We start from the raw sequence: 15,768 nt of genomic DNA, 5'->3' as shown, positions 1-15,768 counted from the left end.
CTAGCTGCAATCCAGAACCAGCTTGCCCCGCACATGCCCACCTTCGAGCAGTTCGTGGGCTTGTGCAACCTGATCCAGCGTAAACGCTTTCTCAATGTGTACCCTCACATCGCCATCTTCAATCAGCTCGGCAATTTCTTCAAGATGGAAGACATCCGGGCGAACAGTCATACCGTGAGCCCTTAAACCCTGTGCTTCGGCAGCACTGACCACCTCATCGGCAGTCACCGTAGGAATGGTTACCAGCATGCCGCTGTCTCCCAAAGTGCGCAGGGACCGTTTACCCGTATCGCCGCCTACCAAGTCCAGCACCACGTCCAGCCCAAAGCACTCTTCCGCAAAATCTGTGGTGTTGTAGTCAATGACCTCGTGCACCCCCAGCTCTGCAAGAAAGTCGCGATTTCCGGCAGAGGCCGTTGCAATAACATGGGCACCTCGCGCCAGAGCAAACTGCACAGCAAGGTGGCCAACACCGCCTGCACCAGCATGCACAAGAATTTTCTGGCCAGCTTCAAGCTCAGCCACTTCAAACAGGGCCTGCCACGCTGTGAGTGCCGCCAGCGGTAAGGCGCCCGCGGTTACCAAATCAAGCTCTTCGGGTACTACGGCCAGCTCGTCTGCCGTTGTCAGCGCATACTCTGCATAGCCCCCGCCATTCAGCGGAAAACCTACCAGCCCCATCACCCGATCCCCTGGCACCAGAGTGGTTACGCCATCACCAATGGCAACCACCTCTCCAGCCACATCGTAGCCGGGCGTCCATGGCAAAGCGTTTTCAATCTGCTGTGCCACAAATCCAAAGCCTTTGCGGGTTTTCCAGTCAATCGGGTTGAGCCCGGCCCCGTGAACACGAATCAGTACCTCGCCTTCTTGCGGTGAAGGAATGTTCGAGCTCACAACCTCCAAAACATCGCGCTCACCAAACTGGTTATAGACCACTTTTTTCATAGACGATTCTGAATTATGGTCAATGGGTGTATCCATAGGTCTCTCCGAGAAAGGGCGCTGATTAGCAACTGATTGGTATTGGAGTTTCTATTCTTTTTTTCAGGTTACCAGAAAGCGCCTGCAATAGTGACTTACAGACCTTTCCCTCCGGGCACACAAGCCGCCTTCATGATATCGGCAAATTCTTTTGGTGCGCGCGAGGGCCGCTGGGTTTTCAAGTCCACACAGGCGTGGGTTGATACCGCTCTAACCAGAGTTTTTCCATCTTTAGGGCGCACCAGCTGAAATTGTCTCGCTGAACGGAAGCGACCATCAAAGCCGGTAAGCCAGGTACCCATAATCAGCCGATCCCCGGGGTTTGCAGCCGCGAGATAATCAATCTCTGTACGGGTAATCGCGAAAGCTTTGCCAGTGGCTTCATTCAGTTCCCAAGTCATGCCCAAGCTCTTAACGTGGGCCCAACTGATCTCTTCCAGCCAGCGCACATACACAACGTTGTTGGCGTGCCCCAGCTCATCGGTATCCTCTTCAACCACCAGAATCTCAAGGGTAAAGGGGTCAGGTAGATCCCACTGTATTGGCTGTTGTTCGGTCATTTCTGCTCCTCAAGGCCAGGTATAGCCTGCAAGGCTATCCGCCCGATACGGTCATTGTGCAAAGAGCCAAAATACAAGTGCCCACCGTGCGGGTTAACCGAGGTAATTTCCTGCAAGTGCTCGCCCTGCGTGTCGTGCAGACTGGTTATTACCGCTCCGTCGCTATCAAACGCTATGGCTAAACCGTACTCTTGTGGCGCAGGCTGAAAGCTCTTGGGTAATTTGGCGACCAACTCTTTGAGCCAGGGTTTTGGGTGCAAGGTATCAATACTGGCATTGCGAAGCGTGGGGAAAGCCACCCAATACCGACCTTTTTCATCCACTGCCAGGTTGTCGGGAAAGCCCGGCAGGTTATCCACGAAAATTTCCGCTTGCCCTGCTTTCGGTCCGTTTATCCAATAGCGCTGAATGCGGTATTTCCAGGTTTCATTAACCAGCACATAATCGCCGCTAGGTGCCACTGCAACGCCGTTGGCAAAATGCAGGCCGCTGAGCAACACCTCGGTTTCACCTGTTTTTGGGGAGTAGCGCAAGAGGCGGCCGTGGGGCCGCATTTCCAGCAAATCGAGCTGGTAATCCGGTTGGTAGAAACGTGAGCTGGCATCACTGAAATAGATCCGGCCATCAGCGGCAATATCAAGATCGTCGGTAAACCGGAAAGGAACGCCCTCTGCCTCACTGGTCAGTACAGTCGTTTCGCCTTCCGGGGTAATTGATATCAGCCCTTTCCAGGCGTCGGCAACAATAAGGTTGCCACTCTGGTCAAACATCATGCCTAGAGGGCGCCCTCCGGTGGACAGCCAGTTTTCAACCCGGCCGTCCGGATATACCTGCACAATGTACCCATCTTGGGTACCTGCAAAAACCACACCTTCGGAGTTAACCGTTGTGTCTTCCGGCCCATACACCTGCCCTTTTGCAAGCAGTTCCGCTTGACGCAACTGCTCGTTCGGAGCCAACAACCCCGTCATGGCATTCGGGCTCGGTGGCTGCCAGGCACTGGCATCAATAGGAGATGGCGCCATAAAAAAACCGCCCAACACAATAAACAAAACTAGAAATCCGCCCGTCAACCACTTCATACGCTCAACCCGCTTGCTTGTTATTTTGACTACTTATTCGGCATTTTGACCCGTGAGAAACTGCTGACACAGAGCAACGAAGGTGTCCGTTTTTTCAGCATGCAGCCAATGTCCAGTACCCTCAATAACTTGAATCTGGGCTTCCGGGAACAACCGGCTGATGTCTTCCTTGTGCTTTTCCTGAATGTAAGCCGAGTCAGCCCCTTTCAAGAACAGCACCGGGCCCTTGTATGGCGCATCCGCAACCGGTGCGGCGGCCAGATTGGCATAGCAGTCATCAATGGCTTTCAAGTTCAAACGCCAACGGTACACCGGGCCGTCCTTTGATTGGGCTTCGTTTGGAATCCGTTCGAGATTCATGAGCAAGAACTGCCGAACACCAGGCGTCTCCACAAACTCTGCCAGCTGCTTATCGGCATCACGACGGGAACGAACACTAGCGAGATCAACTTGCATCATACCCTCTAGAATAGCGTCGTGGTGCGCTTTGTAGGTCACCGGGGAGATATCGGCAACAATGAGCTTTTCAACCCGCTCCGGAGCCTGCAAGGCGACCTGCATCGCAACCTTACCGCCCATTGAGTGTCCCAACAGGCAGGCCTTGTCGAGTTCCTGTTTGTCCATATACTCAAGCACGTCTCCCGCCATGCTTGGGTAATCCATAGTATCCGCGTGGAAAGAGCTACCATGGTTGCGCAAATCCAAGGCGTGCACCTGCCATTGAGTATGAAACTGCCGGGCAATAGCACCCAAATTTTCCTGGGCACCAAACAAACCGTGCAGCAGGATCAGTGGGGCACCTTCTCCGGTAACTCTGTGATTCAGTATTTCACTCATGGGCGGGCCGTCTCCGTCGGGGTTCATGTTATTAACGATGCCGATACATTAACACTGCCAGTCAGACGAGCAAGGGGAGGACAGAAGATGGCCGCTTTTTTACGGCCAAAAAAAACCGGGCATTGCCCGGCTAAATTGGTCATAGTCTTCTTTACAGTGGCTTTAGCAGTAGTAGATATCGCCTAGATATTCTGCCAATGCCATTACGTTTTTACGCTCAAGCTCGGTTTGGGGTACAAAAATTTCGTTTCTCATCGAATACCTCCTGGTGCGCTTTCCATTACTTCAACCTGTGCGTTAAATGCTATCGTTGTACAAAACAGAAACCGTTGACAGACTGTCCCACTCGTTTGACATTTTGTATCAGCATCCATGACAACTCGTTAATGGGCCGGCTAAAGTGACATCTGCACCTACGGATAACACAACAACACCTCTCGTTGCAGCATCGAGCACGCTTGCACTGGTGCACTACCTGAAACGTCAGGGTGTTCTGGACAGGCAGCGGGTTGAACAGCTTACTGGCGTAGGCATTTCGGCACTTGAGGACCCCGACCTGCGCGTACCCGCCCATGCTCACTACGAGCTTTGGGATCACGCCGAAAAAGTGACCGGCGACCCGGCGATAGGCCTAAACGCAGGTCAGGTTATTGATCCTGACCGTATGGGGCTGGTTGGGCACGTATTTTTCAATTGCGACACGCTTGGCGAAGCCGTAACCCAGTACGTGCGCTTGCACCGGCTGATCAACGAATCCGTCACCCTGAGCTTCGAGCAAACAGGCGATCAGGCTATTCTGACCTGGCAGGCAGACTCTCCGGAGCACTACTGCCGTCAGGATATGGACCGCACTTTGGCTGCTGCTTTGTGTAGAACCCGGCACTTTATCTATCCGGGGATACACGCTGAGTGGGTAGAAGTTGCCCATGCGCGCCCGGACTATGCCGATAAGTATGAAAAGCTGCTAGGAGGGTCTGTGGCCTTCGGCGCCGCCGCAACACGTCTTGCATTCGACAGCCGCCACATGAGCCATCCGATTCCGCATCGCAACCCTTATGTGTATTCAGCGGTTTTGAAGCAGGTCAACGGCCTGCTGGCTCGCCTGCAAACCCGGCGCTCTTTCGGTCGCAAGATCCGCCGACTGATATCACGCCAAATGTCGACCGACAAGATCGATGCGGACACTCTGGCCCGGCAGTGCCATATGAGCCGTCAAACTTTGTACCGAAGGCTCAAGAAGGAGGGTTTGAGCTTTCATGAGCTTGTGGAACACGTGCGTAAAGACAAAGCCTTGCGCTATGTTGCGTCTGATCGCTACGCTCTGGGAGAAATCGCCTTTCTTTTGGGATTCTCCGAATTGAGCGCGTTCAGCCGGGCTTTCAAACGCTGGACCGGCACGGCTCCTGCCCAGTATCGAGCACAGCATCTTAATCGGGAAGCAGATGAATAATGCCTGACACCTCACTAGTAGCCATAGCAATCAGCCTGCTTTATTTGGGCTCGGCTGCCTGTATCTATCGCATTCTTCTGACCTATCGCACAACCCAAGGCGCTATCGCTTGGATTATTGGCCTTCTGGGCCTGCCTTATATCGCCGTACCCATGTTCCTTGTGTTCGGCCGTTCGCGCTTTGGCGGCTATGTCAAAGCGCGGCGAATGGGGGACAAAGCCCTAACCGCCTTGCTCAACCGGTTTGAGCGGCAAACCACTTCTCTCTCTATGCCACAACAACAGCACCTCGATCGGCCGCTGCAAGTGCTTTGTAAGCTCGGCCGCCAGCCCTTCACAGAGGGTAATCGGTGCGATCTGCTGAAGGATGGCGAGGCCACGTTCGACGCCCTGATCAAAGCGATGGAGAACGCAACCTCTTATATTCTTCTTGAGTTTTATATCGTCCGTTCGGACAAAATTGGTCAACGCATCAAAACCACCCTTGAGAAAAAGCTCTCGGAAGGTGTGCAGGTGTGGTTTCTGTACGATGACGTAGGCAGCTTCGGGCTGCCACGCGCCTATTTGAAAGAGCTTGAAAAAGCTGGTGCCAAGGTCGCTTCATTTGGCGACGGTAACATCCGGCGGCGCCGCTTTCAGATCAACTTCCGCAATCACCGGAAACTGTTGGTCTGTGATGGCAAGATCGGTTTTGTCGGGGGTATTAATCTGGGCGACGAGTATCTGGGCACCGTTATGGACCAAGAGCCTTGGCGAGACACCCATTGCCGCATAGAAGGCCCGGCTGTTATCGGGTTGCAACTGGCTTGGCTGGAGGACTGGAACTGGGCCAGCGACGAGTTCCCCAAACTGGACTGGTCGCCGAGGGAGAAAATGCCGGGCGATGAGCAGGTTTTGGTGCTACCCACAGGCCCCGCGGACACCTGGGAAACCTGCACTTTGTTTTTTCTGAGCTGCATAAACAACGCTCAGTCCCGCATTTGGATTGCATCGCCGTATTTTGTTCCAGACGTGCAGATTGTGAATGCACTGCAACTGGCCGCGCTTCGGGGAGTGGATGTGCGCATCATGATTCCGGAAAAGTCAGACAACCTGTTCGTTGGGCTTGCGGCCTACTCCTATCTAATCCAGGCGAGTCAGGCAGGCATTGGTATTTATCGGTATCAACCTGGCTTCATGCATCAGAAAGTCATCTTGGTTGATGACCACTATGCCGCGGTCGGCACCGCGAATTTGGACAACCGATCCATGCGGCTGAATTTCGAAATCATCGCCATCAATACCTCACAGCCCTTTGTTGGCGAAGTGGACGCCATGCTTACAGAAGACCTTTCCCACTGCCGCAGGATGACGGAAGAGGACTACCAAGGCCGCTCCCTAATGTTCCGCCTAACCTGCCGCGCCGTTCGCCTGCTGGCCCCGTTACTGTAATCGAACTTTTGGCGGCTTGGACACTGGCTCCAGAATGGTTGAATATGCGACTATTCTCTCTACATTACATTCATCCAACTATGCCTGGTGAAACTCACCCATGAAGGCCTTCGAACCCAGAACAACACTGACTGAACAAGTCGCCCGCCACATTGAAAACCAGATCGTTTTCGGCCAATTCAGCTCCGGTGAACGTATTTACGAAGGCACAATGGCCAAGCAATTGGAAGTTAGCAATGGCTCCATTCGCGAAGGTCTTTTGTTACTCGAAAAGCGCCACTTGGTGAAAAACGTGCCTCGTAAAGGCGCTTTTGTTACAGACCTGGACGATTACTTTGTACGCAGCCTTTACGAAACGCTGGAGCTGTATTTGACCCACACGGGGCGCAAACTTGCGCGGCAGTGGCAACCGGAAGATTTGAACCGGCTAGAGCAGCTGTACCAGCAGATGGAAGACCACTTCCATAAAAATAATCTGATGGCTTTCCTCAACCTAGGTATTGAGTACACCAAGGCCTCCCTCGCCTACGCCGATAACTACTTTATTGTTGCAACAATTGACGACCTATGGCCCTCGGCCAGACGCTGCGCATTCGTCGCTTTTAAGCGCGGCGGCAAGCGGGTGTTGGAAGACAACCTTGCGCACATGCGGGAATCCATCAGCGCACTTCGAGACAGAGACGAAGAAAGACTGGCTTCAATACTGCACCACTACGCCATTCAGCAGTGTCAGCAGGTTTGTGACGCTGCAACAGCGTCCAGCCCGCTTGCAGAAGCGCCCTAATAAAACAGCTGGGTAAACGAGAAACCGATATTCAGGTAGGCCGTCCAGTCGTCCTCATTGTTGTAGGCGGTTGCTAGCTGCACCGGGCCTAGGAAGGTGTCCACTCCGGCAAAAACACTCCAGGACTTTACTGAACTGTGCCACCCGGCATCACTCAGCGATTCCCAGGCGTTACCGGCTTCTAACCCCATGCCTGCGAACCAAGGCGTAATAGGCCCTCCAAACACTTGGCGGGCGTAAACAGATGCTATCCCCGCACTGTCGCCCGTAATCTGTCCGGGCGCATACGCGGATAGCCGCCGAAAGCCCCCAAGCCGCACTCTGTTTTCAATGCCCGGGTCGCCCCGGGTCACCGTATGGGCGTAGAGCAGCCCCGTCAGGGTAAACTTTCTCCAACTACCTGTGCCCAAAGCCATACCTGTTACAGCATCAAAGTGCCGTTCAGATCCTAAATCTTCGCGCTCCACACGGCCGCGAATTCCGGCAAAGGCACCGCTACGGGGGAAGAACGCATCATCCAGCGAGTCATGCACCAACTGCAGGCTAACGCCACCCTGATGCACCGCCTCGCTGGGCGCTACCGCTGTACCAACCTGTTTATCCACCGTGGCGTATCCGCGAGTGTAGGTTAAGCGTGTCTCAGCGTTACCGCCCAGTTCCATCCCCAAACCAAGATCAAAATGCTGGAAGGTAACATCAAGCTCAGCAACACGCGCGCCTTCAGGGTCATAAACGCTGATGGTGTCCCGGGCGTATTCGGCTCCCGCCACCATAAAACGCTCATAGCCATAATCAAGCGGTTGATACCACTGGGTGCGGATACGCGGCTCGGTACCAAGCTGCAAGCCCGTCTGCCACTCCCCCCCCAGAGCATTCAATTCAGTCACACGCAGGGAAGAGGTAAGGTTGAAGCGGGTATCGCCATCGAAGTTATCCTCGTAGTTGAGGCCAAAAGACAAATAGTTAGGCCCCCAGCTTTTTTCCTGTGCTTTGATAACCAACTGTGTTCCGTCGGCTGACGGGGACTGGGTGTAGGACACGGTTTCATAATAGCCAAGCCCGTAGATCCGTTTGAGATCCGCTTCCAGAGCCTCCACGTTTAAAGGCTCGCCGGTTTTTTGGCGTATACGCTCCCTAAGAAAGGCTCCGCTCAGACGACGGCCATATTCAACATCAATACTTGCAACCACCCCTTCTTCACCAAGGTTTGCAGACGCCAATCGCGACCTGTAGGCCTGCCACACCTCACTTGGAGCAGTCAGCGGGAGGAGTTCCACTGCATGCTCCCGGGCTCCGGCGGCTCCTAGCTCAAATAACGCTGGCGCATCATAGAAGTCTGCTGAGCCATAGTCTTTTAAATCCGGACGGATGAGAACATCGTTCTCGCCCAGCAAATCGAGCTGCTGGTCGGTATTGCGCCGGGTCATGATGGTGGTGAGTTGGCGAAACACCGAAAAAGCTTCTTGCAGCTCATCCGAGCTTACCAAGGCATCGGTGATATCAATGGCAATGATAATGTCTGCGCCCATTTCACGGGCGACACTAACGGGCAAATTGTTCGCGATGCCGCCGTCTACCAGCAAGCGGCCCTCAAGTTTGACCGGGGCGTAGACGCCGGGAATGCTCATACTTGCCCGCACCGCGGTAGCAAGATTACCCTTGCTAAGCACCACCAAATCACCGGTTTCCAAATCGGTTGCGACTGCCCGAAAAGGTATAGGCAAACGGTCAAAGTCCTCGACCAGAGCAACATTATGGGTGAGCCCGTTGAGGATAAAGCCAAGGTTTTGTCCGGCGATGATACCTGCGCCTAGATGCAAGCCGTCCAGACTAACGCCAAGGCCCGGCGTAACGGGAAAGCGCCACTCCACTTGTTTCCGGCGGACGGGCTTGTATGCCCGACCGGGGTCATCCCGAAAGCTCGATAACCAGTCCAAATCGATGAAGCGCTGTTCTATTTCCGCGACCGACATGCCCGAGGCATAGAGCGCACCCACCGCTGAGCCAGCACTGGTACCTACCACCATATCCACCGGGATGTTCATTTCTTCCAGCACGCGAAGCACGCCGACATGGGCCATGCCTTTTGCACCACCGCCGCTAAGAACGAGACCAACCCGAGGGCGATCATCACCCGGTGTGTCGCTAGCGGCCGTCGCGAGTGCTTTGGGGGCCGTTAAAATCAGACAGGTAAGTGATACTACCGAGAGCCACTTCAAAACCTAACAAACCCTATGCACTCCACGCCCATTACTTTTTTGACTCGTCATCTGCCAATGAAAGATGCGATACGTCCGGCACCATGGGTGGCGGCAAGTCCCGCTCGACGCCGATATCGCTGCCGGCCGGGGCCAGTGTCCAGTCATCAAGGTGTTGAAACATGGGCGGCTCTGCTTCCTCCGGTTCCACCAGAGTCACACCGACCGGGTCGAGCCCAAGCGCCGACCCGGCAAGAATCTCATCGACTTTGTCTCCCGCTACCGGCAAGCGATCACCCGGTTCAACACTCGGGGTGTTGGTGCGGGGCTGCGAACTTGCAGGTTGGGAAGCCGTGTTTATGGTACTGGGTGCAGTGCCAGTGGGCTCGGGTGCAGGCGCGGGCTTTTCCGGAGGTTGGCTGCCCGGCATAGGCTGAACATAGGCAACCATGCCGTGCTTGTTCAGCACCTGTCGATATTTTTCGGCCTGTTCTTCATCGAGCTTGTTGCGGATCACCACCGGACTGCCGCTGAACATGCGCTCAATTTGTTCAACACTGGCCTTGAACAAAGCGCGGGCATTGTTCCGCGCGGTGGTCATATCTGTGCCAGGGACGCACTCTCCCTTGAATACGAGCTGAAACATGGGCAAGTCTCCTGCCGTCAGTTTTGGTTTCATAATAGTTGATAGGCCACGTTCATGGGAGCCCTTTGTAATCGAGCAAAAACCCTAATGCATGCAAACTGCAAACAATTGAAAAAAGCGGACCTAATACCACGCAATAAGCGACAGTTTTTGCAATAATCCCCGTAACGAAACATTACAATCCGTTACACGCATCCGAACGCTACATTCGGGGAGCAAGCCTACATGAACATCAAGAGCCTGATCCACATCGCAACATTTGCTGCTGCACTTGCTACGCCAACGGCCCAAGCGGAGAATTTGGATATCGTAATGAGCCAAGTGTTCCCGAAGGATCAGGCAACCTACATTGGCTACGAAAGTGTTGAGCGTGAAGATATTCCCGTGACCTCTGCCGTCGACCGCAAGTATCTCATCGTCGATTTCCGCCTTACGGCCAATCAGCTGGCATCGGAACAGCTTCAAGCCAGCGTTCACAAAGTCTGCATGGCTTTGTTAAAAGACCGCGAACTGATCCGCAACCTGTCTGACTCCGGCTACGATATGGTTTCTGTAGCCTTTGACCGCCGCTCCCAATTTGATTGCCTCTAAACGATTGGGCCAGCGTTGAATTATGGAAGCGCCCATTCAACTCATTCTTCACGGCCCAATAATTGAGGAAACAGATCCAGCGCACTGTTAACCGAATCGAGATTGAACGCCTCAACGTCCGCCAGCAGCTTCTCACCAAAACGCGTTACTGACCGGGAGCGGTAACGCTCCCCCCACGCCAACACGCGGCGGGCGAAATCTCTCATTTCTTCCGGATCACCACTTTCCCGCACGGCCTCCCACTCGTCACCAAAATCTGCCGTCAGTTGCTCTCGCAACCAGCCGCGCTCTTGAATACTCAGTGTCTGTGCCAACAAGCGTTCGGATTCCTTGGTTTCACCTTCATCTTCCGCCTGCTCACCGGTCGATTGAACGTTGGGCAGCGTAAGCGTAAAAACAGATCCGCTATCCGGCTCACTTTCTACTTCCAATTCGCCCCCCATCATCCGGGCCAGCTTACGACTGATGGCGAGGCCTAGCCCTGTGCCACCATAACGACGAGTGTTCTGCCCTTCCTGTTGCTCGAAAGCATCAAAAATGCGATCGCGTTGGTCGGGGGAGATCCCGATACCTGAGTCTTTTACCTTCACCGTGAGCCGGTAACTTTGGTGCTCTGGTGCTTCCCCGGATTCATCTTCAACCGGTTTGACGGTTGCCCGCACAGCTACGCCGCCTTCGTGAGTGAACTTAATAGCGTTACCCACTAGATTAAACAACACCTGCCGAAAACGGGTTTCATCCAGCATCATTGCCACCGGCATATTGGAGCCAACGCTTACTTCCAGAGTGATGCCTTGTTCCCGTGCGCGCAGATCAAAAATATGCCGAACATCATCCAGCAGTCTACGCACGGATACCGGCGAATAATCCAGCCGCATTTTGCCAGCTTCAATTCGGGAGAGATCAAGAATATCGTTGATCAACATCAGTAGGCTGCGGCTTCCGGCCCGGATGGCATCCAAGTAGTTACGCTGCTGGGGATCGGTCACACTGTTGCTGAGCAAATCACTGTAGCCGATCACCGCATTCATGGGTGTTCGGATCTCATGGGACATGTTGGCGAGAAACTCACTCTTGGTGCGGCTTGCCGCCTCTGCCTCCCGGGCTAAGCGCTCCGCCTCCAGTTTGGCGGCCCTCAATTCATCTTCGCTTCGGCGCAAAGCGTTTTCAGAGCGAATGCGCTCGTCCACTTCCCGCGACAGTTTGCGATTCCAATAAAGGAAGATCAGCACCACTACAATGGCGATCAGAACAACCCGCCGCACCACTGTATAGTCCGCTTCCTGTTCGATATCGAGGTGAATCCAGCGGTTGTAAATGGCCTCTGTGTCAGTAGGCTTCAGGCTGCCCAGAGCTTTGTTAAGAATTCGGTGCAGTTCCGGGCTGTCTTTACGGACGGCTAGCCGGAGGTCGTATTGGTAAGGTGTAATGCTGGTAATTCGAAGATTGGAAAGTCCAAGTCTGGCGACGGTATAGCTGACTGCCGGAATATGGGTCACCATGACATCAAGGTCGCCATTGGAGAGCGCTAGCAGCCCATCCTCGACCGTTGTCATAGGGTAAAGATCTAGGTTTGGATGGTTAATCAGCAGATAGTCGTGTGCCGCATGGCGGTTTACCACGCCCACGCGCTCACTCCGCAGTTCCCGCAAATCTCCGATAAAGCGCCCGTCATCGCGGATAGCCAAAGCAATTGGCACGTTCACATAGGCCCGGGTAAAGAGAAAGGACTCTTGGGTTCGCGGTGTGCGGGACAAACCAGGCAGAATATCCACGCCTCCGGAAACCAGCGCCTGCTCAGCGGTTACCCGGTCTTCCAGTATTTTCCTTTCAAACCGGACACCCAGTTGGTTTTCAAGGCGCGCAACCAGATCCGGTACAAGGCCGGTGGGGCGGCCGTCCTGTTCGTATTCGAACGGCGGCCAGTCGGAGCGATAAGCGACCGAGAGTTCAGGGTGGCGTTTAAGCCAATCAACATCCGAAGCTGACAGTTCCACCCCGCTCTGCTCCAACGCAGAAAGATCCACCTGTAGCCAAGACTGCCGAATAACCCGGTGTTCGTTATGGGTGATAGCCCCCACAGTCTGATTCAGCACACGGAACAAAGGTTCATTGCTGTCATCCACCTGAAACACCACATCGACAGATTTCTGATCAAGCAGCACGGATAGACCAATACCGTTTATCATGGCTGATTGCAGATAATCCGACACCACTGGCACCGGCCCGAGAAAGGCATCGGCTTGACCAGACAACACACGGCTAACGGCTTCGCCCAGGCTTTGTACCGGCACCGGTGTAAAACTCTCGACAGAATCAAGCATGTCATACTGGTTGGGGTCGCCTTCCACAACCGCTATGCGACCATTCTCAAGGTCGGCCAATGAACGGATGGCGGCATCGCCTGCACTGACAAACAGGCCATAGGTGAGCGTCATCAATGGGTTGGTAAACCGGGTGCCATTCGGTATAGGTGTTCCCGGGATTCTTGTGGTTAGCAAGGCATCGGCTCTGGGCTGCGCAAGCTGGGGCTCCGAATTGTCGCCGGTATTCACTACGACTGGCTCAATGGGCAGGCCGAGCTTACTGGAGAGGCGGGCAAGGTAGTCGATATAAGTGCCTGCAAGATCACCGTTGCCGGTGTCGAAAACAAGAGGTACTTGCTCTGCGCGCACACCAATGCGGAGTATTTCCTGTTCGGCCACCCAGCTCAGGTCTTCATTACCCAATACCGGCGCGGGTGATGTCTGGGGTGGGTCTGCCAGTGCCGCAGGTTGGCAGGTTAGAAGCAGCCAGAAAGCTAAAACGAACGGGGTGGCCTTCACGGGATATCCTCAGAACTAACCGATCTTAATACAGTTCCGGCCATTGTCCTTGGCAAGATAGAGTGCCCTGTCGGCTCTATCAAAGACCGACTCTTCTGTATCATCGGGGTTGAAGGCCGCCAAGCCGCTGGAGAAGGTAATGGTGACTGGCTCGCCGCCAAAGTGAAACGGTAGCGCGCTGACATGGGCACGCAGCTTGTCCAGCACTGCACGAGCATTTTCAGCGTGCGTTTCCGGGAACAGCAGCGCAAACTCTTCGCCACCAAAGCGGGCGACGAAATCTGTTTTGCGTAGCCGTTTTTTGATTTCCCTAGCCACCAGTTGAAGCACTCTATCCCCCGCTTTGTGCCCGTAAGAGTCGTTAATACGCTTGAACAAGTCGATATCCAAAACCCCAATGGTTAGTGGATACTGATAACGTTTCCAGCGATTGAATTCAAAAGACAGGCGCTCTTGCCAGGCTTCACGATTGGGCAACTGTGTGAGCAAATCGGTAATGGCGCGCGCACGTTCCTTTTTTACCTGCCCCTGCATTTGTTCAGAGTGTGCTTCCATGGCCGCCATTTTTTCCTGCATGGCGGCTAGTTGTTCAGACAGCACTTTTTCCCGCTCCGTTTCTTCAATCCGGAAACGCCCAACGGCCTGACCAATAGACTCCAAGTGGCTAGTGACAGACTGTTTTAGCTCATGAAGGTCGCCACTTGCCTCGATGTGCTGCTCAATCTCCTCACGAATATTGCGGTCCAACGTTTCGGCTGCCACCTGACGGCTAGACTGCGCCGATGATTGCTGGGAAAAATGCTCCTGCAAGGACTCAAGTCGTTCATCAAGGCGCTTGAGAAAGGCTTCAAACTCGCGCTGGCTGCGGGTAACAGCGGCCACAATCAGGTCTGCCACCTGATTCAGCCCGTCCCGCAACTCATCCCAGTTGCCACTCGAAAGCAGTGCTTTTTGAAGGTTTCGCGCCCGCGACTCGGCATCCGGTTCCAAAGAAACCTGACTAAGCAACTGCCCAAGGAGGTGACCAACACGTCGGGCGATTCGCAGCTGCTGGCTCTGATCTTCAACACTGGGGGCCGGCTCAAGTGAACCTGTCTCGCTCGCACTCTCACTTACGGTGTTTTCGCCTTCAACCATCGCGGCCGAGGGGTTATGGGAATGACTGGCTGTCGCAGCGGGCATATCGTCCAGCAGTGCGATCTGGCGATCTATTTGTTCCTGCAAATGCCGCCAGCTATCCACCTCAACTTTGCCTTTGCGCAGGTCAGATCTTATTTGATCAAGTAGGCGGTCCAGCTCGGGTGTTTGGCCTGCAGATGCAAGGCTGGTACGCACCAGCATACGCTCCAGAGTATTGCGCTCGGCTTTCCAATGCTCTTCCCTCTGCTCTGCAGATTCAAGTTCCTGGAAGTACTTGTCCTTCCAGGTCTGATCCGATGACATCAAGTAGTTCCTTCTTGTCCGGCGTTCTGTTCGTTGTAGTCACGCGATTTGCGTCGGCGCGCTCTGGGGTGGCTCTGGTCGTAAACCCGGGCCAAATGCTGGAAATCAAGATGAGTATAGACCTGAGTTGTAGCAATGTCCGCATGACCCAGCAATTCCTGAACCGCACGCAAATCACCACTGGATTCAAGCATGTGGCTGGCAAAGGAATGCCGGAGCATATGTGGGTGGAGTTTCTGGTCTGCACCTTTTACCACGCCCCAGCGACTGAGTCTGGCCTGAATACTGCGGTGACTGATGCGATCACCCCGGCGACTTACAAACAGAGCGGGCTCAGCTTCCGGGGCAAGCGCTGCGCGAATGGGCAACCACTGGGCTATGGCTTCCAGCGCTTTTCGTCCAACAGGGAGCAATCGTGTTTTGCCGCCTTTCCCGACAACCCTCGCTTCGCCACCGTGGCAATCAACGGCATCGATATCCAAGCTGGCCAATTCTGCCAAACGCAGGCCCGAAGAATACATCAGCTCGAACATGCATCGGTCGCGAACTTCCAAAGGGTCGCCCGGCACGGCATCCAGTAGAGAATTGAGCTGATCGACGTCGGCCACACCGGGCAAACGCCGGCTGCTTTTCGGCGCACGAATGTCTAGGGCTGGGTTGTCTGTGGCTAGGCGTTCTCGTAACAAATACTGATAAAAACGACGTATGGCGGACAGATGGCGCGCAATGCTACGACCACTCAACCCAGCACGGCTAAGGTTGGCTACGTAACGGCGCAGATCATAACCGCTAACGTTGCGCCATTCAGGGTTGCCCTGCTCCACAAGCCAGATGGCCAGCCGCTGCAGATCGCGCTGATAGCTGTCACAGGTTCGGGGCGAGTGGCGCTTCTCGGATGCAAGATGTTGTATGAAGGCGGTCATGCACCCGCTCAACTC

General features: G+C 54.4%; 13 protein-coding genes. 4 read left to right on the top strand and 9 right to left on the bottom strand.

Features of this window, described 5'->3' with window-relative positions; translation table 11 throughout:
• The 4 genes from FE845_RS16085 to FE845_RS16070 form a co-directional block, all read right to left on the bottom strand.
• Complete coding sequence (locus FE845_RS16085) at positions 1-984, bottom strand: NADP-dependent oxidoreductase (RefSeq protein ID WP_200366917.1); 984 nt, start codon at positions 982-984, stop codon at positions 1-3.
• A 95-nt stretch (positions 985-1,079) separates the two neighbouring features.
• Positions 1,080-1,544 carry an acyl-CoA thioesterase gene (locus tag FE845_RS16080; RefSeq protein WP_200366915.1) on the bottom strand — a complete coding sequence of 155 codons (465 nt, stop codon included), beginning with the start codon at positions 1,542-1,544 and terminating at the stop codon, positions 1,080-1,082.
• Entirely contained in the window at positions 1,541-2,626 is a 1,086-nt protein-coding gene (locus FE845_RS16075; RefSeq protein WP_200366913.1) for an SMP-30/gluconolactonase/LRE family protein, read from the bottom strand. Before FE845_RS16075 ends, FE845_RS16080 begins: the two co-directional genes overlap by 4 nt.
• A 33-nt stretch (positions 2,627-2,659) precedes the next feature.
• Positions 2,660-3,463, bottom strand: coding sequence for an alpha/beta fold hydrolase (locus FE845_RS16070; RefSeq protein WP_200366911.1), 804 nt, complete (start codon positions 3,461-3,463; stop codon positions 2,660-2,662).
• A 400-nt stretch (positions 3,464-3,863) separates the two neighbouring features.
• On the opposite strand from FE845_RS16070, the gene FE845_RS16065 reads away from it, so the two are divergent.
• From FE845_RS16065 to FE845_RS16055, 3 genes are all read left to right on the top strand, one after another.
• A complete protein-coding gene (locus FE845_RS16065; protein ID WP_200366909.1) occupies positions 3,864-4,913 on the top strand; it encodes an AraC family transcriptional regulator in 1,050 nt (349 codons plus the stop codon).
• A complete protein-coding gene (gene cls, locus FE845_RS16060; RefSeq protein ID WP_200366907.1) occupies positions 4,913-6,343 on the top strand; it encodes a cardiolipin synthase in 1,431 nt (476 codons plus the stop codon). Before FE845_RS16065 ends, cls begins: the two co-directional genes overlap by 1 nt.
• A 100-nt stretch (positions 6,344-6,443) precedes the next feature.
• Positions 6,444-7,127 (top strand): GntR family transcriptional regulator, encoded by a 684-nt coding sequence (locus FE845_RS16055; protein ID WP_200366905.1) that lies wholly within the window; start codon positions 6,444-6,446, stop codon positions 7,125-7,127.
• On the opposite strand, the gene FE845_RS16050 is transcribed toward FE845_RS16055, so the two are convergent.
• The gene (locus FE845_RS16050; protein WP_413785091.1) at positions 7,124-9,208 is read right to left on the bottom strand and encodes a patatin-like phospholipase family protein; all 2,085 of its coding nucleotides are present in this window, start codon (positions 9,206-9,208) and stop codon (positions 7,124-7,126) included. The genes FE845_RS16055 and FE845_RS16050 overlap by 4 nt on opposite strands.
• A 169-nt stretch (positions 9,209-9,377) precedes the next feature.
• On the bottom strand, positions 9,378-9,971 hold the full coding sequence (locus FE845_RS16045) for a hypothetical protein (RefSeq protein WP_200366901.1): 594 nt from the start codon (positions 9,969-9,971) through the stop codon (positions 9,378-9,380).
• A gap of 225 nt (positions 9,972-10,196) precedes the next feature.
• Between FE845_RS16045 and FE845_RS16040 the strand changes: the two genes are divergently transcribed.
• On the top strand, positions 10,197-10,562 hold the full coding sequence (locus FE845_RS16040; protein WP_227714438.1) for a hypothetical protein: 366 nt from the start codon (positions 10,197-10,199) through the stop codon (positions 10,560-10,562).
• Positions 10,563-10,603: 41 nt separating this feature from the next.
• Here the strand turns inward: FE845_RS16040 and FE845_RS16035 are convergent, their stop codons facing one another.
• From FE845_RS16035 to xerC, 3 genes are read right to left on the bottom strand one after another with little or no spacing between them, the layout of a single operon-like run.
• The gene (locus tag FE845_RS16035) at positions 10,604-13,387 is read right to left on the bottom strand and encodes a transporter substrate-binding domain-containing protein (RefSeq protein ID WP_200366899.1); all 2,784 of its coding nucleotides are present in this window, start codon (positions 13,385-13,387) and stop codon (positions 10,604-10,606) included.
• A 15-nt stretch (positions 13,388-13,402) separates the two neighbouring features.
• Entirely contained in the window at positions 13,403-14,830 is a 1,428-nt protein-coding gene (locus FE845_RS16030; RefSeq protein ID WP_200366897.1) for a GGDEF domain-containing protein, read from the bottom strand.
• Positions 14,830-15,753: a tyrosine recombinase XerC gene (xerC, locus tag FE845_RS16025; protein WP_200366885.1), complete on the bottom strand. Its 924-nt coding sequence runs from the start codon at positions 15,751-15,753 to the stop codon at positions 14,830-14,832. Before xerC ends, FE845_RS16030 begins: the two co-directional genes overlap by 1 nt.
• Positions 15,754-15,768 lie beyond the last annotated feature (15 nt).

The organism is Marinobacter sp. 1-4A (assembly GCF_016597725.1).
GTDB lineage: Bacteria > Pseudomonadota > Gammaproteobacteria > Pseudomonadales > Oleiphilaceae > Marinobacter.
Note: the sequence above shows the minus strand (reverse complement) of the source record. Positions and strands in the feature narration are given on the sequence as shown.